Annotated in this window: 22 protein-coding genes and 1 pseudogene; 19 read left to right on the top strand and 4 right to left on the bottom strand. The window is 71.7% G+C overall.

Features of this window, described 5'->3' with window-relative positions; translation table 11 throughout:
- From groL to JWN97_RS02985, 16 genes are all read left to right on the top strand, one after another.
- On the top strand, positions 1-1,533 hold a 1,533-nt coding region (gene groL, locus JWN97_RS03060), incomplete at its 5' end, for a chaperonin GroEL (protein WP_297618052.1).
- A gap of 164 nt (positions 1,534-1,697) precedes the next feature.
- Positions 1,698-2,729 carry an ABC transporter ATP-binding protein gene (locus JWN97_RS03055; RefSeq protein WP_297618038.1) on the top strand — a complete coding sequence of 344 codons (1,032 nt, stop codon included), beginning with the start codon at positions 1,698-1,700 and terminating at the stop codon, positions 2,727-2,729.
- 9 nt (positions 2,730-2,738) lie between these two features.
- A complete protein-coding gene (locus JWN97_RS03050) occupies positions 2,739-3,953 on the top strand; it encodes an ABC transporter substrate-binding protein (protein WP_297618036.1) in 1,215 nt (404 codons plus the stop codon).
- Between the two features lie 3 nt (positions 3,954-3,956).
- Positions 3,957-4,835: an ABC transporter permease gene (locus JWN97_RS03045; protein WP_297618034.1), complete on the top strand. Its 879-nt coding sequence runs from the start codon at positions 3,957-3,959 to the stop codon at positions 4,833-4,835.
- Positions 4,832-5,641, top strand: coding sequence for an ABC transporter permease (locus JWN97_RS03040; protein WP_297618031.1), 810 nt, complete (start codon positions 4,832-4,834; stop codon positions 5,639-5,641). Before JWN97_RS03045 ends, JWN97_RS03040 begins: the two co-directional genes overlap by 4 nt.
- Before the next feature lie 55 nt (positions 5,642-5,696).
- Complete coding sequence (locus tag JWN97_RS03035; protein ID WP_297618028.1) at positions 5,697-6,260, top strand: hypothetical protein; 564 nt, start codon at positions 5,697-5,699, stop codon at positions 6,258-6,260.
- Positions 6,261-6,348: 88 nt separating this feature from the next.
- Positions 6,349-6,846, top strand: a complete 498-nt coding sequence (locus tag JWN97_RS03030) for a hypothetical protein (protein WP_297618025.1) — start codon at positions 6,349-6,351, stop codon at positions 6,844-6,846.
- Positions 6,843-7,394: an NTP transferase domain-containing protein gene (locus JWN97_RS03025; RefSeq protein ID WP_297618010.1), complete on the top strand. Its 552-nt coding sequence runs from the start codon at positions 6,843-6,845 to the stop codon at positions 7,392-7,394. Before JWN97_RS03030 ends, JWN97_RS03025 begins: the two co-directional genes overlap by 4 nt.
- Positions 7,395-7,448: 54 nt before the next feature.
- Positions 7,449-8,315: a MoxR family ATPase gene (locus JWN97_RS03020; RefSeq protein ID WP_297618008.1), complete on the top strand. Its 867-nt coding sequence runs from the start codon at positions 7,449-7,451 to the stop codon at positions 8,313-8,315.
- Positions 8,312-9,451, top strand: coding sequence for a VWA domain-containing protein (locus tag JWN97_RS03015; protein ID WP_297618006.1), 1,140 nt, complete (start codon positions 8,312-8,314; stop codon positions 9,449-9,451). Before JWN97_RS03020 ends, JWN97_RS03015 begins: the two co-directional genes overlap by 4 nt.
- Positions 9,444-10,577 (top strand): XdhC/CoxI family protein, encoded by a 1,134-nt coding sequence (locus tag JWN97_RS03010; protein WP_297618004.1) that lies wholly within the window; start codon positions 9,444-9,446, stop codon positions 10,575-10,577. The genes JWN97_RS03015 and JWN97_RS03010 overlap by 8 nt, the downstream gene beginning before the upstream one ends.
- Before the next feature lie 71 nt (positions 10,578-10,648).
- Complete coding sequence (locus JWN97_RS03005; RefSeq protein ID WP_297618002.1) at positions 10,649-11,872, top strand: transcriptional regulator; 1,224 nt, start codon at positions 10,649-10,651, stop codon at positions 11,870-11,872.
- 178 nt (positions 11,873-12,050) lie between these two features.
- Positions 12,051-12,524 carry a (2Fe-2S)-binding protein gene (locus JWN97_RS03000; RefSeq protein WP_297618000.1) on the top strand — a complete coding sequence of 158 codons (474 nt, stop codon included), beginning with the start codon at positions 12,051-12,053 and terminating at the stop codon, positions 12,522-12,524.
- A 67-nt stretch (positions 12,525-12,591) separates the two neighbouring features.
- Complete coding sequence (locus JWN97_RS02995; RefSeq protein ID WP_297617997.1) at positions 12,592-15,084, top strand: xanthine dehydrogenase family protein molybdopterin-binding subunit; 2,493 nt, start codon at positions 12,592-12,594, stop codon at positions 15,082-15,084.
- Positions 15,081-15,926 (top strand): xanthine dehydrogenase family protein subunit M, encoded by an 846-nt coding sequence (locus JWN97_RS02990; RefSeq protein WP_297617994.1) that lies wholly within the window; start codon positions 15,081-15,083, stop codon positions 15,924-15,926. The genes JWN97_RS02995 and JWN97_RS02990 overlap by 4 nt, the downstream gene beginning before the upstream one ends.
- 4 nt (positions 15,927-15,930) lie before the next feature.
- Entirely contained in the window at positions 15,931-16,635 is a 705-nt protein-coding gene (locus JWN97_RS02985) for an SRPBCC family protein (RefSeq protein ID WP_297617991.1), read from the top strand.
- A 3-nt stretch (positions 16,636-16,638) separates the two neighbouring features.
- Here JWN97_RS02985 and JWN97_RS02980 read toward each other — a convergent pair whose 3' ends face one another.
- Positions 16,639-17,250, bottom strand: coding sequence for an alpha-ketoglutarate-dependent dioxygenase AlkB (locus JWN97_RS02980; RefSeq protein ID WP_297617988.1), 612 nt, complete (start codon positions 17,248-17,250; stop codon positions 16,639-16,641).
- A gap of 126 nt (positions 17,251-17,376) precedes the next feature.
- Here JWN97_RS02980 and JWN97_RS02975 point away from each other — a divergent pair, with 126 nt between their 5' ends.
- Positions 17,377-18,099, top strand: a complete 723-nt coding sequence (locus JWN97_RS02975; protein WP_297617985.1) for a GntR family transcriptional regulator — start codon at positions 17,377-17,379, stop codon at positions 18,097-18,099.
- A gap of 18 nt (positions 18,100-18,117) precedes the next feature.
- Here JWN97_RS02975 and JWN97_RS02970 read toward each other — a convergent pair whose 3' ends face one another.
- Together JWN97_RS02970 and JWN97_RS02965 are read right to left on the bottom strand one after the other, a co-directional pair.
- Positions 18,118-18,696 (bottom strand): hypothetical protein, encoded by a 579-nt coding sequence (locus tag JWN97_RS02970; RefSeq protein WP_297617972.1) that lies wholly within the window; start codon positions 18,694-18,696, stop codon positions 18,118-18,120.
- On the bottom strand, positions 18,693-19,562 hold the full coding sequence (locus JWN97_RS02965; protein ID WP_297617970.1) for an oxygenase MpaB family protein: 870 nt from the start codon (positions 19,560-19,562) through the stop codon (positions 18,693-18,695). The genes JWN97_RS02970 and JWN97_RS02965 overlap by 4 nt, the downstream gene beginning before the upstream one ends.
- A 92-nt stretch (positions 19,563-19,654) precedes the next feature.
- On the opposite strand from JWN97_RS02965, the gene JWN97_RS02960 reads away from it, so the two are divergent.
- Together JWN97_RS02960 and JWN97_RS02955 are read left to right on the top strand one after the other, a co-directional pair.
- The gene (locus JWN97_RS02960; RefSeq protein ID WP_297617967.1) at positions 19,655-20,116 is read left to right on the top strand and encodes a MerR family transcriptional regulator; all 462 of its coding nucleotides are present in this window, start codon (positions 19,655-19,657) and stop codon (positions 20,114-20,116) included.
- Positions 20,117-20,175: 59 nt separating this feature from the next.
- Positions 20,176-21,216 carry an NAD(P)-dependent alcohol dehydrogenase gene (locus tag JWN97_RS02955; protein ID WP_297617964.1) on the top strand — a complete coding sequence of 347 codons (1,041 nt, stop codon included), beginning with the start codon at positions 20,176-20,178 and terminating at the stop codon, positions 21,214-21,216.
- A 78-nt stretch (positions 21,217-21,294) separates the two neighbouring features.
- On the opposite strand, the pseudogene JWN97_RS02950 reads toward JWN97_RS02955, so the two are convergent.
- Positions 21,295-21,543 (bottom strand): annotated as a pseudogene (locus JWN97_RS02950) (helicase); the annotation flags it as partial.

The raw sequence follows: 21,543 nt of genomic DNA, 5'->3' as shown, positions 1-21,543 counted from the left end.
CGCAACGTCGTCCTGGAGAAGAAGTGGGGAGCCCCCACGATCACCAACGACGGTGTCAGCATCGCCAAGGAGATCGAGCTCGAGGACCCCTACGAGAAGATCGGTGCCGAGCTCGTCAAGGAGGTCGCCAAGAAGACCGACGACGTCGCCGGTGACGGCACGACGACGGCCACCGTCCTGGCCCAGGCCATGGTGCGCGAGGGCCTGCGCAACGTCGCGGCCGGCGCCAACCCGATGGACCTCAAGCGGGGCATCGAGGCGGCCGTCTCCGCCGTCTCCGAGCAGCTGCTCGTGATGGCGAAGGACGTCGAGACCAAGGAGCAGATCGCGTCCACCGCGTCGATCTCCGCCGCTGACACCACCGTCGGCGAGATCATCGCCGAGGCGATGGACAAGGTCGGCAAGGAAGGCGTCATCACCGTCGAGGAGTCCAACACCTTCGGGCTGGACCTCGAGCTGACCGAGGGCATGCGGTTCGACAAGGGCTACATCTCGGCCTACTTCGCCACCGACCTCGAGCGCATGGAGGCCGTGCTGGAGGACCCCTACGTCCTCATCGCCAACTCCAAGGTGTCGACGGTCAAGGACCTGCTGCCGCTCCTGGAGAAGGTCATGCAGTCCGGCAAGCCGCTGCTGATCATCGCCGAGGACGTCGACGGCGAGGCGCTGTCGACCCTGGTCGTCAACAAGATCAAGGGCACCTTCCGCTCCGTCGCCGTCAAGGCGCCGGGCTTCGGTGACCGCCGCAAGGCCATGCTGCAGGACATCGCGATCCTGACCGGCGGACAGGTCATCTCCGAGGAGGTCGGCCTCAAGCTCGAGTCGGCCGGCCTGGAGTTGCTCGGCCAGGCCCGCAAGGTCGTCATCACCAAGGACGAGACCACCATCGTCGAGGGCGCCGGCGACCAGGCCCAGATCGAGGGCCGGGTCAACCAGATCCGTGCCGAGATCGAGAAGTCCGACTCCGACTACGACCGCGAGAAGCTCCAGGAGCGCCTCGCCAAGCTCGCCGGCGGCGTGGCCGTCATCAAGGTCGGCGCGGCCACCGAGGTCGAGCTCAAGGAGCGCAAGCACCGCATCGAGGACGCAGTCCGCAACGCCAAGGCTGCGGTCGAGGAGGGCATCGTCGCCGGTGGCGGCGTCGCGCTCGTCCAGGCCGGCACCGAGGCGTTCGCCAAGCTCGACCTCACGGGCGACCAGGCCACGGGCGCCAACATCGTCCGCGTGGCGATCGAGGCCCCGCTCAAGCAGATCGCGATCAACGCCGGTCTCGAGGGTGGCGTCGTGTCCGAGAAGGTGCGCAACCTCCCCGCGGGCCACGGCCTCAACGCCGCGACCGGTGACTACGTCGACATGATCGCCGAAGGCATCATCGACCCGGCCAAGGTCACCCGCTCGGCGCTGCAGAACGCCGCGTCGATCGCCGCGCTGTTCCTCACCACCGAGGCCGTCATCGCCGACAAGCCCGAGAAGGATCCGGCCATGTGTGGCGGCGACGGCGGCATGGGCGGCATGGGCGGCATGGACTTCTGAGTCCACCCCCCTCCCGGCTCCACCGCACCACCAGCAGGGCCCCCGCTCCGGCGGGGGCCCTGCTGCCATTTCGTGACCTTGTCTCCATGTTCACCCGCGGTATCCACGTCCTACTGTGTGCTCGCATACGCAATTCCGTCGTCCGCGCCGGAGGAGGGGCCTGCATGAGCACAGCGGCCGTCGAGCTGGTGGGTCTGAGCAAGTCGTTCGGTGAGGTCACGGCCGTCGACGGCATCGACCTGCGGATCGAGGACGGGGAGTTCTTCTCCATGCTGGGCCCGAGCGGCTCCGGCAAGACGACGGTGCTGCGGATGGTGGCGGGCTTCGAGCAGCCGACCTCGGGCTCGGTGCGGCTCGGCGGGGACGACGTCACGACGCGTCCTCCTTTCGCCCGCGACGTGAACACCGTCTTCCAGGACTACGCGCTGTTCCCGCACATGGACGTGCTCGCCAACGTCGAGTACGGCCTCAGGGTGAAGAAGGTGCCCCGGAAGCAGCGGCGGGAACGGGCCATGGCGGCGCTCGAGTCGGTCCAGCTCGGCCTGCTCTCCGACCGTCGGCCCACCCAGCTCTCCGGCGGCCAGCGCCAGCGCGTGGCACTGGCACGTGCGCTGGTCAACCGTCCCAAGGTGCTGCTGCTCGACGAGCCCCTGGGCGCACTCGACCTCAAGCTGCGCCGCGCCATGCAGCTCGAGCTCAAGCAGCTCCAGCGCGAGGTCGGCATCACGTTCGTCTTCGTGACGCACGACCAGGAGGAGGCGCTGACCATGAGCGACCGGATCGCCGTGTTCCGTGACGGCCAGATCGAGCAGGTGGCGTCTCCAGCAGAGCTCTACGAGAACCCTGCGACGCCGTTCGTGGCAGGCTTCGTGGGCACCTCGAACCTGCTGACCGACGAGGCCGCCCGCGCCGTGGTCGGGCGTACGGGCACCTTCAGCATCCGGCCGGAGAAGATCCACCTCGACTCCGAGGTCGAGACCGGGCACACGACCGCTCGGGGCACGGTCGCCGACGTGGTCTACCTCGGCTCGGTCAACCACTACCTCGTGGACCTCGACGCCGGACCCACCCTCACGGTGCTGCGGCAGAACCTGCACGGCAGCACCGGCCAGGCCATGAGCCGTCGTGGCCAGCAGGTCACCGTCGGCTGGGCCGACGAGCACGTGATCGACCTCTCGGACCCATCCCATGAGTAAGGAGACGCCATGAAGCAGACCAGGATGCTCGCCGCGACCGCGGCGGTGCTGGCCCTCGCGCTGAGCGGGTGCGGGACCTCGTCGGGCGACGGAGGAGACGGTGCGGCCTCCGGCTCGGAGGAGCAGGGCGGCTTCACCGCTCCGGACGTCCCGATGGCCGACGCGCTGGGCGACAACGAGGGGAGCCTGAAGGTGCTCGCGTGGCCCGGCTATGCCGAGGACGGGTCGACCGACCCGGCCGTTGACTGGGTGACGCCCTTCGAGGAGGAGACCGGCTGCCAGGTCGAGGTGAAGTACTTCGGCACCTCGGACGAGGCCGTCAACCTGATGAAGTCCGGCCAGTACGACGTGGTGTCCGCCTCCGGCGACGCCTCGCTGCGGCTGGTCGCGGGAGGCGACGTGGCGCCGGTGAACACCGACCTCATCGACAACTACGCCGACGTGTGGCCCTTCCTCAAGGACCGGGCCTGGAACTCGGTGGACGGCCAGATGTACGGCGTCCCGCACGGCTACGGCGCCAACCTGCTCATGTACAACACCGACGACGTCACTCCGGCCCCCACCAGCTGGAGCGCGGTCTTCGACGACGCGTCGGCGTACTCGGGCAAGGTGACCGCCTACGACTCCCCGATCTACATCGCCGACGCCGCGCTCTACCTCATGAAGACCGAGCCCGACCTGGGCATCGAGGACCCCTACGCCCTCGACGAGGACCAGCTCGCCGCCGCGGTCGACCTGCTGAAGCAGCAGCGCGAGCACGTCGGGGAGTACTGGTCGGACTACCTCAAGGAGATCCAGTCCTTCAAGACCGGTGACTCCGTGGTGGGCACGACGTGGCAGGTGATCGTCAACCTCGCCCAGGGCGAGAAGGCGCCGGTCGAGGCGATCCTCCCGGAGGAGGGCGCCACCGGGTGGTCGGACACCTGGATGGTGTCGTCGAAGACCGAGCACCCCAACTGCGCCTACGCCTGGATGAACCACATCATCAGCCCCGAGGCCAACGCGGCCGTCGCCGAGTGGTTCGGGGAGGCGCCCGCAAACGCCACGGCGTGCGACCTGACGAGCAAGGGCTTCTGCGACTCCTACCACGCGGGTGACGAGGCCTACGCGGAGCAGATCCACTACTGGACGACGCCCATCGAGCAGTGCCTGGACGGGCGCACCGACGTCACCTGCACGACGTACCAGGACTGGACGCGGGCCTGGACCGAGATCAAGGGCTGATCCATGGCGCGCCAGCGTCCGCCGGGGGGAGGTGGGGCCACCTCGGGTGCCGGGGTGCTCCACCGCCACCCGCGGCTCCGGCTCGGGCTGCTGCTGGGCCCGCCGATGCTGTGGCTCGGGGTGCTCTACCTCGGCTCCCTGGCGGCGCTGTTCGTCACCTCGCTGTGGACCGTCGATGCCTTCGGCGGCAACATCGAGCGGGTCTGGAACCTCGACAACTACCGTGACCTGTTCACGCTCGACGTCTACCGCACGATCACGATCCGCACCCTGCTGACCGCCGCGTCGGTCACCGTCATCGACGCCCTGCTGGCGTTCCCGATCGCGCTCTACATGGCCAAGGTCGCCTCGCCCCGGCGCCAGCGGCTGCTGGTGATCGCCGTCCTCACGCCCCTCTGGGCGTCCTACCTGGTGAAGGCCTACGCCTGGCGCGGCATGCTCGCCAACGACGGACCGCTGGACTCGGTCGGCGCGTCGCCCGGCTACGGCCTGGTCGCCACCGTGGTCACGCTGTCCTACCTGTGGCTGCCCTACATGATCCTGCCGATGTACGCCGGGCTGGAGCGGCTGCCGAGCTCGCTCATCGAGGCGTCGGCGGACCTGGGCGCGACGACGCGCACCACGATGCGCCGCGTGGTGCTGCCCGTGCTGCTCCCGGCCGCCGTCGCCGGGTCGATCTTCACCTTCTCGCTGACACTCGGCGACTACATCGCGGTGAAGATCGTCGGCGGCGCCAACCAGATGCTCGGCAACGTCGTCTACGACTCCTTCCTGACCGGCAACAACATGCCGTTCGCGGCGGCCGTCGCGACGATCCCGGTCGTCGCGATGCTGGTCTACCTCACCGCCGTACGCCGGACGGGAGCCCTCGACTCGCTATGAGCTTCTCCCGGACGACGAGGACCGTGCTCCTCCTGCTCAGCGGCCTCGTGCTGCTCTTCATCTACGCGCCGCTCGCGCTCGTGCTGCTCAACTCCTTCAACACCTCGCGCACCTTCGAGTGGCCGCCGACGGGCTACACCACGCGCTGGTGGGCGGCGGCCGTCGAGAACCCCGGCGCGCGCAACGCGATCGTGGTCTCGCTCGAGGTGGCCGTGGTGGCCACGGCGATCGCCCTGGTGCTGGGCACGATGGCGGCCCTCGCGCTCCAGCGTTTCCGCTTCTTCGGCCGCGACACCGTCTCGTTGCTCGTCATCCTGCCGATCGCGCTGCCGGGCGTGGTCACCGGCATTGCGCTCGCCAACGCGTTCTTGACGATCTTCGGCATCGAGCTGGGCTTCTTCTCACTGGTCGTCTCGCACGCGACCTTCTGCATGGTGACGGTGTTCAACAACGCGATCGCGCGCCTGCGCCGGCTCGGCGGCAACCTCGAGGAGGCGTCGATGGACCTCGGCGCGGGCACCTTCCGGACGTTCTGGTCCGTGACGCTGCCGATGATGCGCTCGGCCCTGCTGGCGGGGGCCCTGCTCTCCTTCGCGCTGTCGTTCGACGAGATCATCGTGACGACGTTCACCGCCGGCTCCGGGGTGCAGACCCTGCCGATCTGGATCTACCAGAACCTCTTCCGCCCCAACCAGGCCCCGGTCGTCAACGTCGTCGCGGCCGCCCTGATCGTGCTGTCCGTCATCCCGATCTGGCTCTCGCAGAAGCTGGCCGGCACCGACGAGTCCGTCGCCGCGGCCAGGTAGGCGGCCAGGTAGGCGGCCAGGTGGCGCGGTCGGGGGGCACTGGTATCAATGGGGCATGCGCCTCCCCGTGCCCGGCCCTCGCGACGTGATCTCCGCCTTCGAGCGAGGTGGTGAGCAGGTGGAGGCGCTGCTGGGCGCCGTCCCGCGGGCGCTCGCGCTGCTCGACCGGGCCGAGGAGCTCCTGGACGGCGCGACGTCGGCGGTCGCGCGGGTCCGGACCATCTCCGAGGACGCCGCAGCCGTCGTCGCGCGTACGAGCGCCGTGGTCGACCGCGCCGAGGTCCAGGTGGCCCGGGTCACCGAGCTGGTCGACGCCCTCGCCCCCTCGCTGGTCACCCTCCAGCCCACGCTGGAGACGCTGGCCGACACCACCCACCCCGACGAGGTGAAGGCGCTGGTCGGGCTCGTCGACCAGCTCCCCGAGCTGACGGCGCGGATGGAGAACGACGTGCTGCCGATCCTGGGCACGCTCGGCTCTGTCGCACCCGACGTCCACGACCTCCTCACGGTCGCTCGGGAGCTCAACGACATGCTCGCCAAGGTCCCCGGGATGGGGCGCATCAAGCGCCGCATCGACGAGGAGGAGAGCGAGGACCGCACGGAGGCGACGACCCGGTGAGGGCGACCCGGAACCGCCCACGAGCACGGACCGTCCGACCAGGTGAGAGGGCCGGACGCTCCGCCCTCCGCACGAAGGGATGGTCGTCATGAGCCGACTCCGTACGACGGTCGTGGCGCTCGTCGCGCTGGCCGGACTGGCCGCCTGCGGCGCCGACGAGGGCGCCGGCTCCGCCGACGACACCAGCACGCCGAGCAGCTCCGCGAGTGACGACTCGAGCGCCGCCTCGAGCACCGCCTCGGGCACGCTCGCCCTCACGGCCGACGGCGCGACGGCCGGCAAGTGCGCGGTCCCATCGGCGGAGACGCTCGCCACCTTCGACACCGCCTTCGCCGGCACCGTGACCTCGCTCGACGACGGCACGGCCACGCTGGCGGTGGACCAGTGGTACGTCGGCGACGAGGCCGCGACGGTCACGGTGACCTCGCCGAGCAAGGACCTCCAGGAGCTGCTGATGGCCGTCGACTTCCAGCAGGGCAGGTCCTACCTCGTCAGCGCCTCGGGCGATCGCGTGACGCTGTGCGGCTTCACGGCCGAGGAGAGCCCGGAGCTCCAGGCGCTCTACGACGCGGCCTTCGCCCAGTGACGTCGGTCGTCGGGCTGTTGCTGGCCGCCGGGGCCGGCGCACGCTTCGGCGGCCCCAAGGCACTGGCGCGCGACCCCGACGGCACCTCGTGGCTGCTCCGCTCGGTGCAGTCCCTGCGCCCGTGCGCGGAGATCGTCGTCGTGCTCGGCGCCGAGGCGGAGCAGGCGGCGGCCCTGCTGCCGATGTCGGTCGCTCGCGTCCGGGCCGACGACTGGGCCGAGGGCATGGGGGCCTCGCTGCGCACCGGCCTCTCTGCCCTGCCGTGGTCCGCCTACGACGCGGCGCTCGTCACGCTGGTCGACCTCCCGGACGTCGACGCGGCCGTGGTCGCCCGGGTCGTCGCTGCGGCCACCGGGCCCGACGTCCTCGCGCGGGCGGCGTACGACGGAGTGCCGGGACACCCGGTGCTGATCGGGCGTGACCACTGGGCGGGCGTCGTCGAGACGGCCACGGGCGACCGCGGCGCCCGTGACTACCTCGCCCCCCGCGAGGTCGCGCTGGTCGAGTGCGGCGACCTGGCCACCGGCGTCGACGTCGACTCGCGATGAGGGGCGGCGGTGGCCCCAACGTCCGGCCAACGTGCCGGGTCGTAGCCTGACGGCATGGACTCTGTCGCTGACGTGGGCGCCCGGCTGGGCGCCACCGGCTACCTCGCCGACGAGGAGCTGGCCACGGTCGTGTTCCTGGCCTCGCGGATGCAGCGGCCGCTGCTGCTGGAGGGGGAGCCCGGCACGGGCAAGACCGCCCTCGCCGAGGCCCTCGCGCAGAGCCTGGACCTGCCGCTCGTGCGGCTCCAGTGCTACGAGGGGATCGACGCCAGCCAGGCGCTCTACGACTGGGACTTCCCGCGCCAGATCCTCCACCTCCGCGCCCTCGAGGCCTCCGGCGACGTCGACTCCGACGAGGCCGAGAAGAGCCTCTACGACGAGCGGTTCCTGCTGTCGCGACCGGTGCTCGCCGCGCTGCGCCAGGCACCGGCGGTGCTGCTCGTCGACGAGGTGGACCGCGCCGACGACGAGTTCGAGGCGTTCCTGCTCGAGGTGCTCTCCACCTGGCAGGTGACCATCCCCGAGTTCGGCACGGTCACCGCGCCGGAGCCGCCTCTCGTGGTGCTGACGTCCAACCGCACGCGCGAGCTGCACGACGCGCTGAAGCGGCGCTGCCTCTACCACTGGATCGACCACCCGGGCCTCGAGCGCGAGGTGGAGATCGTCCGCTCGCGGGCGCCCGAGGTCAGCGAGACGCTGGCCCGTCAGGTGGTCGGGCTCGTCCAGCAGCTGCGTGCCCGCGACGACCTGCTCAAGCCGCCCGGGGTCGCGGAGACCCTCGACTGGGCGCGTGCGCTCACCCACCTCGGCTCCTCCGAGCTCGACCTGGCCTCGGCCGCGGCGACGCTCGGCGCGCTCCTGAAGTACCGCGAGGACGCCGACCGGGTGAAGGCGGCCCTGGACCGGATGCTGTCGAAATGAGTCCCACCGTGAGCGCCACGCAGCACGAGGCCGACGAGATCCTGCTCGGCTTCGCCCGCGCCCTCCGGGCGTCCGGGGTCGCCGTCACCCAGGACCGCTCCCAGGGCTTCCTGGGCGCGGTGGCCGAGGTGGGGGTCGGCGACCGGCAGGCGACCTACTGGGCCGGTCGGGCCACCCTCTGCGGCTCGCCCGACGACCTGGCCCGCTACGACCAGGTCTTCGCGGCGTGGTTCGACGCGCGCGACGGGCTGCCGGGCGTGCGGCCCCGCGCGACCCCGCGCCCGGCCACCGCGCACCTGCTGCCCGACACCGAGACCGGCAGCAGCGGTGCCGGCGACGAGGACGAGGACGTGGTCCGGGCAGCCGCCTCGGCCGCGGAGGTCCTCAGGCACCGCGACGTGGCCACGCTCGACACGGCCGAGAAGAGGCGCCTCGCCGGGATGTTCGCCCGGCTCACGCTGCGCCCGCCCAGTCGTCGTACGGCCCGGCACCGGAGGTGGCACCGGGGCCAGGTGGACGCCTCCCGCACGCTGCGCAACTCCCTGCGCCACCTCGGCGAGCCCGGCGAGATCGCCTGGCGCCGCCGCGGCACCCGCCCGCGCCGGGTGGTCCTGCTCGTCGACGTCAGCGGCTCGATGAGCCTGTACGCCGACGCGCTCCTGCGCCTCGCCCACCGCCTCACCCAGTCGGCGCGGACCACGGGCGCCACGGTCGAGACCTTCACGGTCGGCACCCGGCTGACCCACGTCACCCGCGCGCTCCGCTCGCCCGACGCCGACCGGGCCATCGTCGCCGCCGGCGAGGTGGTGCCCGACTGGTCCGGCGGCACCCGGCTGGGGGAGAACCTGCGGGTGTTCATGGACCGCTGGGGCCAGCGCGGCCTGGCGCGCGGCGCCGTCGTGGTCGTCTTCAGCGACGGCTGGGAGCGCGGCGACGCCGAGCTGCTGGGTGAGCAGATGGCTCGCCTGCGGCGGATCGCGCACCGCGTCATCTGGGTCAACCCGCACCGCGGGAAGCAGGGCTACCAGCCCCTCCAGGGCGGCGTCGTGGCGGCCCTGCCGCACTGCGACGACTTCCTCGCGGGGCACTCGCTGGCGACGTTCGCCGACCTGACGGAGGTGATCGCGCGTGCGTGACGTGCTGCCCGAGCTGATGCAGTGGTGGGAGTCCGGCGAGACGATCGGCATGGGCACCGTGGTGGCCACCTTCCGGTCCGCGCCGCGCCCGGCCGGTGCCTCGATGCTGGTCGGACCCGACGAGACCGCGGTCGGCTCGGTCTCCGGAGGCTGCGTCGAGGGCGCGGTCTACGAGCTCGCCCAGTCCGTGGTCGCGTCGGGGGAGCCGGTGCTCGAGCGCTACGGCGTCTCCGACGACGACGCCTTCGCCGTCGGCCTGACCTGCGGCGGCATCCTCGACGTGTTCGTCGAGCAGGTCTCCCGCACGACCTTCCCGCAGCTGGGGCAGGTCGCCGCCGACATCGAGGCCGGCCGGCCGGTCGCCCTGGCGACCGTCATCGACCACCCGAACGCGACGTGGATCGGCCGTCGCATGGTCGTGCGACCCGATGTGCCGGCCGAGGGCAGCCTCGGCTCGCCGCGCGCCGACGCGGCCGTCCACGACGACGCGCTCGGGCTGCTCGCCGCCGGCACCAACGCCACGCTCACCTACGGCCCCGACGGCGAGCGCCGCGGCGAGGGGATGCGCGTGTTCGTCTGGGGCTTCGCGCCCAAGCCGCGGATGCTGGTGTTCGGGGCGATCGACTTCGCTGCTGCCGTGGCGAAGGTCGGTTCCTTCCTCGGCTACCACGTCACTGTGTGCGACGCCCGCCCCGTCTTCGCGACGAACTCGCGCTTCCCCGGGGCAGACGAGGTCGTCGTCGACTGGCCGCACCGCTACCTCACCGCCGAGATGGAGGCCGGGCGCATCGACCGGCGCACCGTGCTGGCGGTGCTGACGCACGACCCCAAGTTCGACGTGCCGCTCCTCGAGGTCGCGCTGCGGCTCGACGACGACGTACGCCCCGGCTACATCGGCGCGATGGGCTCCCGGCGCACCCACGAGGAGCGGATGCAGCGCCTGGTCGAGGCCGGCCTGAGCGCCGACGAGCTGGCCCTGCTGTCCTCGCCGATCGGCCTCGACCTCGGCGCCCGCACGCCCGAGGAGACGGCCGTCTCCATCGCCGCCGAGATCGTGGCCCGCCAGTGGGGCGGGTCGGGCGAGCGTCTGGCGTCCACCGAGGGCCGGATCCACCACGACGACTGAGGCCTTGTGCTGGACCACCTGTTGTGAGCGTCACACTCGGGCTAGGTTTGCCGCGACCAGTGGGAGCCGCGATGAGCACCGATGACCTGCACGCCCGACGCCTCAGTGCCGTGCGCGCCTGGACGCAGTTCGTCGCCGACGGCGACGAGGAGGCCGAGGCCGTCCGGCCGGAGATCCTGCGCAGCTGGCAGCTCTCGGGCGTCGTCTCGCCCGCGATGACCCAGGCCCCGCTGGACGACGAGGGAGACACCGCCGAGTTCTGGAACGCCTCGCCCCTGCAGGCGGCCGTCTCGCGGGTGCAGGACGAGCTGCGCCGCACCGCCGAGGACGGCGACCTGGTCATCGCGATCACCGACGAGCAGACCCGGATCCTGTGGACCTACGGCGGACGCGTGATGCGCCGCAAGGCCGAGACGGTCAACTTCGTGCCCGGAGGGCGGTGGGACGAGAAGAGCGTCGGCACCAACGCCCTGGCCATCGCCGGCCGCACGGGCGCGCCGTCGATGGTCTTCAGCGCCGAGCACTACGCCGAGGTCGTGCACAACTGGGTCTGCTGGGCCGCGCCCGTCTTCGACCCGGTGACCGGACGACCGCTGGGCGTCATCGACCTCTCGACCACCTGGGACCGCACCCACCCGATCGGCCTCGCGACCGCGCGCGTGATGGCGCGACTCATCGAGGGCGCGCTGCCCGCCGACCGTCGTACGGCGCACGCGGGGGCGGCCGCCCCCGTCGAGCCCGGCCTCACCCTGACCCTCCTCGGCACGGCCGAGGTGTGGCTCGACGGCCAGCGGCTCCTGCTCAACCGGCGCCAGACCGAGATCCTCGCGCTGCTGGCGCTGCACCCCGGCGGGCTGTCGGTCGAGCACCTGCACTCGCTGCTCTACGGCGACTCGGCGGTGACGACCTCCACGCTGAAGGCCGAGGTGTCGCACCTGCGCGCGGCCCTGGCCGGTCAGCTCTCCTCGCGCCCCTACCGGTTGACCATGCCGGTGATGACCGACGTCGAGGAGGTGCAGCGGCTGCTGCGCCGCGGCGACGTGCGCGCGGCGGTGCGGGCCTACGGCGGCGACCTGCTGCCCGGCACCGACTCGCCGGCGCTCGTGCAGATGGGCGACTACCTCGCGGTGAGCGTGCGCGAGGCGCTGCTGGCCCACCCCGACCCCGATGCGGTGCTGCGCTACAGCGACCTCGCGCCCTACGACACCGCGGTCGTGGAGGCCTGCCTCGCCGCCCTCCCGGTGCACCACCCCGTCGCCCCGCTGCTCAAGGGCAAGCTGGCATCTGCCCGCTGACACGTGGCCTCCTCGTCTCCGCGAACGTGCTGTCCGACCGCCGAAGGGGAGGGTGCTGCGCTACTGAGCCGACCGGGGCGACGCGGGTGGCTAGCCCACCCGCGTCGCACCTACCTTTCGCCAACCACGGCGACCTAGATTTGCTCCCACGTGACCCACCTCACACTGGAGCGGCTTGATGACCAAGATCGAACTCACTGTCGACGGGGCCGCGGTCTCCGACGATGTCGAGCCCCGGATGCTGCTCGTGCAGTACCTCCGCGAGAAGCTCGGCAAGACCGGCACCGTGATCGGCTGCGACACCTCCAACTGCGGAGCGTGCACCGTCCACCTCGACGGCACCAGCGTGAAGTCGTGCAACGTGCTCGCCGTGCAGGCCAACGGCCGCACCGTGACCACGATCGAGGGCCTCGCCGAGACGGCCGAGGGCGAGCTGCACCCCGTGCAGGAGGCCTTCCGCGAGTGCCACGGGCTCCAGTGCGGCTTCTGCACGCCCGGCATGATCATGCAGGCCGTCGACCTGCTGGGGGAGAACCCGCACCCGACCGAGGAGGAGGTGCGGCTCGGCATGGAGGGCAACCTCTGCCGCTGCACCGGCTACCACAACATCGTCAAGAGCGTGCTCCACGCGGCCGAGGGAGCCACCGCATGAGCACCCCACGCTGTTCTTCGCCTCCCCCGCTCCGCTCCGCCGCCGAACAACACCGAGGGGACCCCGCATGACCGCCACCCAGGACCGTCCCGCCGCGGAGATCGGCAGGGACCGGCGCCGCAAGGAGGACCAGCGGCTGATCACCGGTCGCACCCGCTGGACCGACAACATCACCCTGCCGGGGATGCTCCACCTCGCCATGGTGCGCAGCCCGTTCGCCCACGCGAGCATCACGTCCGTCGACGTCGAGGCCGCCAAGGCCTCGCCCAACGTCGTCGCGGTGCTGTCGGGCAAGGACTTCGGCGACGAGCTCGGCGTGTGCATCAACGCCTGGCCCATCACGCCGGACCAGAAGACGCCCACCCACTCGCCGATGCCCGCGGACCGGGTCGCCTTCGCCGGCGAGATCGTCGCCGTCGTCGTCGCCCGCAGCGCCGCGGAGGCCCGCGACGCGGCCGAGCTGGTCGACGTGGAGTACGACGAGCTGCCGGCCGTGATCGGCATCAAGAACGCCCTCGAGGACACGGTCCTCGCGCACCCCGACCTCGGCACCAACAAGTCCGCGCTGTGGGTCTTCGACTCGGCCGAGGCCGGCACCGGAAGCGATGTCGAGGCCGCGATCGAGAAGGCCCGCACCGACGGCATCGTCATCGAGCGCGAGTACCGCCAGCAGCGGCTCATCCCCGCCTTCATGGAGCCCCGCAGCGTCGTGGTCGACCCCACGGGCGAGCAGATCACCATGTGGTCGGCGACCCAGATCCCGCACATCCTCCGGTTCGCCCTGGCGGCCACCACCGGCGTGCCCGAGTCGAAGATCCGGGTCATCGCCCCCGACGTCGGTGGTGGTTTCGGAGGCAAGCTGCAGACCACCCCCGAGGAGTGGATCGCCTGGGCCGTGGCCCGCCGGCTCTCCAAGCCGGTGAAGTACACCGAGACCCGCAGCGAGAGCCTGATGGCGGCCCACCACGGCCGCGACCAGGTGCAGACGCTGACCCTGGCCGCCGACAAGGAGGGCAACGTCACCGGCTTCAAGGTGCACCTCGACGCCGACCTGGGCGCCTACATCGCCGTCGTCGGCGGCGGCGTGCCGGTGCTGGGTGCCTTCATGTTCAACGCCATCTACAAGTTCCCGGCCTACCGCTTCGAGTGCCAGACGGTGCTGACCAACACCACCTTCACCGACGCCTACCGCGGCGCCGGCCGACCCGAGGCGACGTACGCCATCGAGCGGATCATGGACGAGCTGGCCGCCGAGGTCGGCGTGGACCCCCTCGAGATCCGCGAGCGCAACTGGATCAAGCACGAGGAGTTCCCCTTCACGACCGTCGCCGGCCTGGAGTACGACACCGGCAACTACGAGGCCGCCACCGCGAAGGCCACCGCGTCCTTCGGCTACGACGCGCTGCGCGCCGAGCAGAAGGAGCGCCGCGAGCGGGGCGACCGGATCCAGCTCGGCATCGGTGTCTCCACCTTCACCGAGATGTGCGGCCTGGCGCCCAGCCGGGTGCTCGGCAGCCTCGACTACGGCGCCGGCGGCTGGGAGCACGCGAGCGTGCGCATGCTGGCCACCGGCAAGGTCGAGATCGTGACCGGTGCGAGCGCCCACGGCCAGGGCCACGAGACGGCGTTCAGCCAGATCGTCGCCGACCGGCTCGGGGTGCCCTTCGAGGACGTCGAGGTGCTGCACGGTGACACCCAGATCGCGCACAAGGGCCTGGACACCTACGGCTCGCGCTCACTGGTCGTCGGCGGCGAGGCACTCGTCCGCGCGGTCGACAAGGTCATCGACAAGGCCAAGCACCTGGCCGCCCACCTGCTGGAGGCGAGCGAGGACGACCTCGAGTACGACGCCGGGCGGTTCACCGTCGCGGGCACCGACCAGGGGGTCGCGATCCAGGAGCTCGCCACGGCGGCCTTCGCGGCGCACAACTACCCGGAGGACATGGAGCCGAGCATCGACGCCGAGGCGACGTACGACCCGGTGAACTTCAACTACCCCCACGGCACCCACCTGTGCGCGATGGAGGTCGACACCGAGACCGGTGCCGTGAAGATGCGGAAGTACACCTGCTGCGACGACATCGGCACGATCATCAATCCGCTGATCGTCGCCGGTCAGGTGCACGGCGGGCTGGTGCAGGGCATCGCGCAGGCCCTGTGGGAGGAGGCGGTGCACGACGAGGCCGGCACGCTGGTGAGCGGCTCGTTCGTCGACTACCTCCTGCCGACCTCGGCCGACACGATCTCCTTCGACGTCGTCCACACCGACGACCCCAGCGTATGCACCACCAACACGCTCGGCACGAAGGGTGTCGGCGAGGCCGGCACCATCGCCTCGACCCCGGCGGTCGTCAACGCCGTCGTCGACGCGATCCGCCACCTGGGCATCGACGACATCCAGATGCCGTGCACCCCGGAGCGGGTGTGGCGAGCGATCCAGGGCTCGAAGGCCGGCGGTGCCACCGACACGCCGCCCGATGCGATGCCGCACTTCGTCGAAGGCGAAGCAAATCAGCAGAGCCACGAGGGTGCGCTCGACCAGGATGGAGCAGGCCAGTGATCCCGGTGAATTTCGACTACCTCGCGCCGTCGTCGGTGGAGGAGGCCCTGGCCGCGCTCGGCGAGCACGGCGACGACGCCAAGATCCTCGCCGGCGGGCAGAGCCTGCTCCCGGTCCTGCGGATGCGGCTCAACGCCCCCGAGGTCGTCATCGACCTCGGCGGCATCAGCTCCCTGCGCGGGATCCGCGACGACGGCGACGCCATCGTCATCGGCGCGATGACCACGCATCACGACGTGCGCGACCACGCCCTCGTCCACGAGCACGCGCTGCTGCTCTCGAAGGCCGCCGCCGAGGTGGCCGACTCGCAGATCCGGCACCGCGGCACGTTCGGCGGGGCCCTGGCGCACGCCGACCCCGCGGGCGACCTCGGTGCCCCGGCGCTCGCGCTGGGTGCGCAGTTCGTGATCGCCGGCCCGGGCGGGAGCCGCACGGTCGAGGCCGCCGACTTCTTCGTCGACCTCTTCGAGACCGCGATCGGGGAGGACGAGATCCTCACCGAGGTGCGGATCCCCAAGCACACCGGCTGGGGCGCGCACTACGAGAAGTTCGTGCGCGTCGCCCACCAGTGGCCGATCGTCGCCATCGCGGCGACCGTCAGGGGCTCGATCGACGAGGCGCGCGTGGGACTGACCAACATGGGGTCGACCCCGCTGCGCGCGAGCGCCACGGAGGCGGCCCTGGTGGGAGTGAGCGCCACCGAGGACGGCGTACGCGAGGCCGCCGAGCTCGCGGCCGAGGGCACCAACCCGCCCTCCGACCTCAACGGCGCCGCCGACTACCGCCAGCACCTCGCCCGGGTGCTCACCGGCCGGGCCGTGCTCAAGGCTGCGGGGGGCTGAGGACGTGGAGCTGAAGCACCAGTTCACCGTCCCGATCGGTGTCGAGGAGACCTGGGCGCACTTCAACGACATCGCCTCGGTGGCCGAGTGCTTCCCGGGCGCCCAGGTGACGGAGGCCGACGAGTCGTCGTTCGCCGGGTCGGTCAAGGTCAAGCTCGGGCCGATCGCCCTGCAGTACAACGGCTCCGGGACATTCGTGGAGAAGGACGAGGCGGCGCACCGCTTCGTCGTCGACGCCAAGGGCAAGGACAAGCGCGGCAACGGTACGGCGGGGGCGAAGGTCACCGTCACCATGACCGACGCCGCCGGGTCGACCGACGTCTCCGTGGAGACCGACCTCGCCATCACGGGCAAGCCGGCGCAGTTCGGTCGCGGCGTGATGCAGGACGTCTCCGACAAGCTGCTGGGCCAGTTCGTGGCCTGCCTCGAGCAGCGCCTGGCCGCCCCCGAGCCGGCGGCCCCGTCGGGCGGTGAGTCGGCACCCGGATCCCCCGCACAGGCGGTCGCCGGCTCGCCGCCCGCATCGGGCTCGGCGACGGCGTCCGCGCCGCCGCCTCCTCCTCCGCCGCCGCCTCCTCCGCCCCCGCCGCCGGTCGAGGCCCTCGACCTCGGCAGCGCCGTGCTGCCGGTGATCCTGAAGTCCTACTGGAAGCAGGCCCTCGCCGGGCTCGTCGGGCTGGCGGTGCTGCGGCGCCTGCTGAGGAAGTGAGCCTCAGAAGACGTTGAGCGGCCGGAACTGCACCGACAGGCGCGGTCCGGAGTGGGCGACCTTGGGCACGGCGTGCTCCCAGGTGCGCTGGCACGAACCGCCCATCACCACGAGGTCGCCGTGCCCCATGGTCAGCGCGATCGACGCGCCACCGCCGCGGGGGCGCAGCAGGAGCCGGCGTGGATCGCCGACGCTGACGATGGCCACCATGGTGTCGGACGTGCGGCCACGACCGATGGTGTCGCCGTGCCAGGCGACCGAGTCGCGCCCGTCGCGGTAGTAGCAGCAACCGGCGCTCACGAAGGGCTCGCCGAGCTCGGGGAGGTAGTGCTCGCTCAGCTCGGCGCGGGCGCGGGTGAGCGCGGGATGGGGCAGCGGGTCGTCGGCGAGGTAGGTGTGCACGAGGCGCGGGACGTCGACCACGGCGTCATACATCTCGCGCCGCTCCGAGCGCCACGGCACCCGCTCGACGAGCGCCCTGAAGACGTCGTCGGGGTCGGCGAGCCAGTCGCGCTGCACGTCGACCCAGGCGCCGTGGGAGAGCCGACGACGCTCGGGCGCGAGTGCCGTGGCGACCGCGGCCTCGTCCGCGAAGAGCGACGTCTGGAAGTCCACACCCGGCAGTTTACCCCAGGATCGAACGGATGTTCGATGCTTGAAATTCGAAGGAATCGTCAAGGGTTTGCCACAGGCTTGGTCAATCTAGTGACGCCGGTCCAGCCCAGTCCTATCTTGTCAGGTATGGACCAGGTCGATCTCATCGTTCCGCGGCAGCGGGCGCTGAAGCACGTCCAGGTCCGCGAGCATGTGCGGAGCCTCATCGAGTCCCAGCCGCCCGGCGCCGCGGCCCCGTCCGAGCGGGAGCTGGTGGCCCGCTTCGGTGTCGCCCGGATGACCGTACGACAGGCGCTCGACGCGCTGGTCGCGGAGGGCCTCCTCGAGCGGATCCCCGGCCGCGGCACCTTCGTGGCCCAGCCGCCCAAGACCGCCGGGCGCCTCACCTCCTTCACCGAGGAGATCCGTCGCCGCGGCATGCTCCCCGAGTCCCAGACGCTGCTGGCCCGCGTCGAGCAGGCGGGTCCGGGCGTGGCCCGCGCGCTCGACATCTCGCCCGGCGACCCGGTCCTGCACTGGCGCCGGCTGCGTCGTGCCGACCAGGCGATCGTCTGCGTCGAGGACGCCTACCTCAACGAGGTGCTCCTGCCGGGCTTCCTGCAGCACGGCACCCCGACCAGCCTCTACGAAGCGCTCGCCAGCCGTGGTCTCCGCCCGACCGAGGTCGAGGACTCCATCAGTGCCGACCGCGCGAGCGCGGAGGAGGCGGCCGTCCTCGAGATCGCCGAGGGCGACCCGGTGCTGCGCCACTCTCGCCGCGCGGTGTCCGACGGCCGCATCGTCGAGGTCTCCCGCACCTGCTACCGCCACGACCGCTTCACGGTCTACCTCCAGCTCGCCGACCACTGAGCCCGAACCGACGCCGGCTCACGCCAGCTCGTTGATCTCCCGCTCGAGGTTGGCCCGCGCGGCCGACTCCCAGAGCTCGCGCGACGTCGTGGCGTGGAAGAGGTGCGTCTTGGCGGCCAGCTCCTGCAGCACGGCCCGGCGCCCCGCGCGGAAGTCGGCGTCGGAGACGTGGGCGAAGTCGGCCCGCACGCCGGTGGCATAGGTGTCGTAGCGCTCCCGGGGCGCGGCCAGGATCGCGAGGTCGGCGTCCGACAGCGCACAGCCGGCGGCGTCGTCGTCGGCGGGGCTGTGGTGCACGGTCATCCGCACCAGTCGCGCCACCTCGTCGGCGTACGCCGGCGGCAGCTCGCGCTCGGCCCACTGCGCGGACCGCTCCTCGTCGTCGGGTGCACCGTCGTAGACCGCGTCGTGGAACCACGCGGCCAGGCCGACGGTCGTGGCGTCGAAGTCGGCGCCCGCCACAGCGAGCCGGTCGAGCCGCTCGAGCACCTCGGTGAGGTGCAGGAGGTCGTGGTAGCCCGGCCGGTCCCACGCGGCGAGCAGCTCGTCGCGCAGGTCGTGCTGGTCGGGCAGGGGCCAGCGGTCGGCGAGGCTCATGCCCGTGCGGTCTCCTGCTGGAGCGCCCGCGCCTGCTCGTGGCCCGACGACATCGCCCACCGGATCGTGCGGGTGCCGAGCTGGCCGAGCACGCGGTTGGTCACCGGCGGGACAGGTGGCAGTCGCAGCTCGCGCCGCGCGTCTGCCGGCAGCAGGCCGATGGCGGCCGTGGCGAGCGACAGGTAGCCCGGACGGGCCGCCAGTGGCAGGTCGGGGTGCAGCAGCAAGAACCTGATGGCGTCGTGCGCCGCGGGCGTCCCGCGCAGCTCGGGACCGTACGCCGACAGCATCCTGCGCAGCTCGTCCTCGGTCTGCGGCGGGTCGACCACGCCGAGGTGGGCGGCCGCGACCCCGGTCTGGGCGACGTACTCGTCGCGCTCCGGGCCGATGAGCCGGCGGTGCCCGTAGCGGTCGTGGGCGGCGAGGAAGCTGTCGATCTCGGCGACGTGCACCCAGCCGAGGAGGTGCGGGTCGTTGGCGGCGTACGGCGTCCCGTCGGGCATGGTGCCGGTGACCGAATCGTGGGCGCGCTGCACCGCGCGGATGACCTGCAGGGCGTCGCGCTCGGTGCCGAAGGTCGTCATCGCGAGGTAGGTGGAGACCTGCGCGAGCCGCCCCCACATGTCGCCCTGGTAGCCGGAGTGGTCGGCCACGCCCTGCATGGCGGCGGGGTGCAGCGACTGCAGCATGATCGCGCGGATCCCGCCCACGAACATCGACGCGTCGCCGTGGACGCGCGCGATGGGGGAGTCGGGCTCGAACCAGCGCGGCCCTGGCGTCCCGTGCACGCGCTCGCGTGCCTGCTGGCCGTGGGGGCCGGCCACCTTGCGGAACAGCTCGGCTCCGAGGCGCTCGCGGAGGGTCATGGCCCGAGGCTAGCCGGGGACTCCACGGACCGAGAGCGTGTGACGCGGTCGGCCTTTGACTTCGAGTACTCGAAGTTCCTAGCGTCGATGACGTGACCACCCACGCCGTCGACCACAGCTACTCCATCAAGGAGGCGGCAGCCCTGACCGGGCTGCCGGCCAGCACGCTGCGCTACTACGAGCAGATCGGCGTCATCGCGCCGATCAGCCGTGGCGCGAGCAGCGGTCACCGCGTCTACGACGACGCCGACCTCGACCAGCTCATGTGGGTGTCGTGCCTCGCCGCGACCGGCATGTCGGTCAGCGACATGCGCCTCTACATGGCCAACAACCGGCGCGGCCCCGACGCGGCCGCCGACCAGGGGCGGCTGCTCGAGGAGCAGCAGCGCCGGCTGGCGGCCGAGGCGGAGGCACTGGCCCTGCGCCAGCGCTACGTCGCGCTCAAGATCGCCTACTGGCGGGCCGTCGAGGCCGGCGACAGCGCTGAGGCCGCGCAGCTCGCGGCACAGGCACGGGAGCTCGCCGACGAGCTCCGGGCCGTCACGCACGACTGACCTGGTCCCTCCCGGACCGGGTCCGACCACCGATCCCCTCGAGAACGGAACGCCCCACCATGCGCGTCAACGCCTACGCAGCACCCGCCGCCGGCCAGCCGCTGGCCCCGACCACGATCGAGCGTCGCGAGGTCGGCACCCACGACGTGCTCATCGCGATCGAGTACGCCGGCATCTGCCTCTCCGACATCCACACCGTCAACGGCGACTGGGGTCCTCAGCCCTTCCCGCTCGTCCCGGGCCACGAGATCGTCGGCACCGTCACCGAGGTCGGGTCCGCCGTGTCGCGCCACCGGGTCGGCGACCGCGTCGGCGTCGGCTGCATGGTCAGCTCGTGCGGCGAGTGCGACAACTGCCGCGCCGGCGACGAGCAGTACTGCCGCGAGGGCATGGTCGGGACCTACGCCGCCACCGACCGCGACGGCACGACCACCCAGGGCGGGTACTCGACCCACGTCGTCGTCGACGCCGACTACGTCCTCTCGGTCCCCGAGAGCCTCGACGCCGCTGCGGCGACCCCGCTGCTGTGCGCCGGCATCACGACGTACTCGCCCCTCAAGCACTGGCAGGCCGGCCCCGGCAAGAAGGTCGCCGTCGTCGGCCTCGGCGGCCTCGGCCACATGGCCGTCCAGATCGCCCACGCCATGGGCGCCGAGGTCACCGTGCTGTCGCAGTCGCTGAAGAAGCAGGAGGACGGCCTCCGCCTGGGTGCCGACCACTACTTCGCGACCAGCGACCCCGACACGTTCGAGGCGCTCGCCGACTCGTTCGACCTGATCATCAACACGGTCAGCGCGAAGATCGACGTCAGCGCCCACCTCGGCCTGCTCGCCGTCAACGGCGCCCTGGTCAACGTCGGCGCTCCCCCCGAGCCGCTCGACGTCAACGTCTTCTCGCTGCTGACGAACCGCCGCTCGTTCGCCGGCTCGATGATCGGCGGGATCGCGCAGACGCAGGAGATGCTCGACTTCTGCGCCGAGCACGGCATCGCCTCGGAGGTCGAGGTGATCGCCGCCGACCGGGTCAACGAGGCCTACGAGCGCGTCCTCGCCTCGGACGTGCGCTACCGCTTCGTGATCGACACCAGCACCCTGGCCTGACGCCGACCGTGGAGCCCGGGGACATACCCACCGTCCCCGGTCTCACTGATGCTCGTCGGACCAACCCGGCACGTCGGGTCAGGTCGCCTCGGCGGTCAGGTCTCCCGCGTCGATGATCCGGTAGGCGTAGCCCTGCTCGGCGAGGAACCGCTGCCGGTTCTGCGCGAAGTCGGCGTCGACGGTGTCCCGGCTGACGATCGTGTAGAAGCGAGCCGTCTTGCCGTCGGCCTTGGGCCGCAGCAGCCGGCCCAGCCGCTGGGCCTCCTCCTGCCGGGACCCGAAGGAGCCGCTGACCTGGATCGCGACGGCCGCACCGGGCAGGTCGAT

Source organism: Nocardioides sp., from assembly GCF_025965415.1.
GTDB lineage: Bacteria > Actinomycetota > Actinomycetes > Propionibacteriales > Nocardioidaceae > Nocardioides.
Note: the sequence above shows the minus strand (reverse complement) of the source record. Positions and strands in the feature narration are given on the sequence as shown.

Excerpts from the sequence above, each read along its gene's own strand:
- JWN97_RS03035 (WP_297618028.1), top strand. The coding sequence starts at position 5,697 with ATGCGCCTCCCCGTGCCCGGCCCTCGCGACGTGATCTCCGCCTTCGAG.
- JWN97_RS02965 (WP_297617970.1), bottom strand. The coding sequence starts at position 19,562 with ATGACCCTCCGCGAGCGCCTCGGAGCCGAGCTGTTCCGCAAGGTGGCC.
- JWN97_RS03030 (WP_297618025.1), top strand. The coding sequence starts at position 6,349 with ATGAGCCGACTCCGTACGACGGTCGTGGCGCTCGTCGCGCTGGCCGGA.
- JWN97_RS03015 (WP_297618006.1), top strand. The coding sequence starts at position 8,312 with ATGAGTCCCACCGTGAGCGCCACGCAGCACGAGGCCGACGAGATCCTG.
- JWN97_RS02975 (WP_297617985.1), top strand. The coding sequence starts at position 17,377 with ATGGACCAGGTCGATCTCATCGTTCCGCGGCAGCGGGCGCTGAAGCAC.
- JWN97_RS02995 (WP_297617997.1), top strand. The coding sequence starts at position 12,592 with ATGACCGCCACCCAGGACCGTCCCGCCGCGGAGATCGGCAGGGACCGG.
- JWN97_RS03055 (WP_297618038.1), top strand. The coding sequence starts at position 1,698 with ATGAGCACAGCGGCCGTCGAGCTGGTGGGTCTGAGCAAGTCGTTCGGT.
- JWN97_RS02970 (WP_297617972.1), bottom strand. The coding sequence starts at position 18,696 with ATGAGCCTCGCCGACCGCTGGCCCCTGCCCGACCAGCACGACCTGCGC.
- JWN97_RS03040 (WP_297618031.1), top strand. The coding sequence starts at position 4,832 with ATGAGCTTCTCCCGGACGACGAGGACCGTGCTCCTCCTGCTCAGCGGC.
- JWN97_RS03045 (WP_297618034.1), top strand. The coding sequence starts at position 3,957 with ATGGCGCGCCAGCGTCCGCCGGGGGGAGGTGGGGCCACCTCGGGTGCC.
- JWN97_RS03000 (WP_297618000.1), top strand. The coding sequence starts at position 12,051 with ATGACCAAGATCGAACTCACTGTCGACGGGGCCGCGGTCTCCGACGAT.
- JWN97_RS03005 (WP_297618002.1), top strand. The coding sequence starts at position 10,649 with ATGAGCACCGATGACCTGCACGCCCGACGCCTCAGTGCCGTGCGCGCC.
- JWN97_RS03020 (WP_297618008.1), top strand. The coding sequence starts at position 7,449 with ATGGACTCTGTCGCTGACGTGGGCGCCCGGCTGGGCGCCACCGGCTAC.
- JWN97_RS02955 (WP_297617964.1), top strand. The coding sequence starts at position 20,176 with ATGCGCGTCAACGCCTACGCAGCACCCGCCGCCGGCCAGCCGCTGGCC.
- JWN97_RS03050 (WP_297618036.1), top strand. The coding sequence starts at position 2,739 with ATGAAGCAGACCAGGATGCTCGCCGCGACCGCGGCGGTGCTGGCCCTC.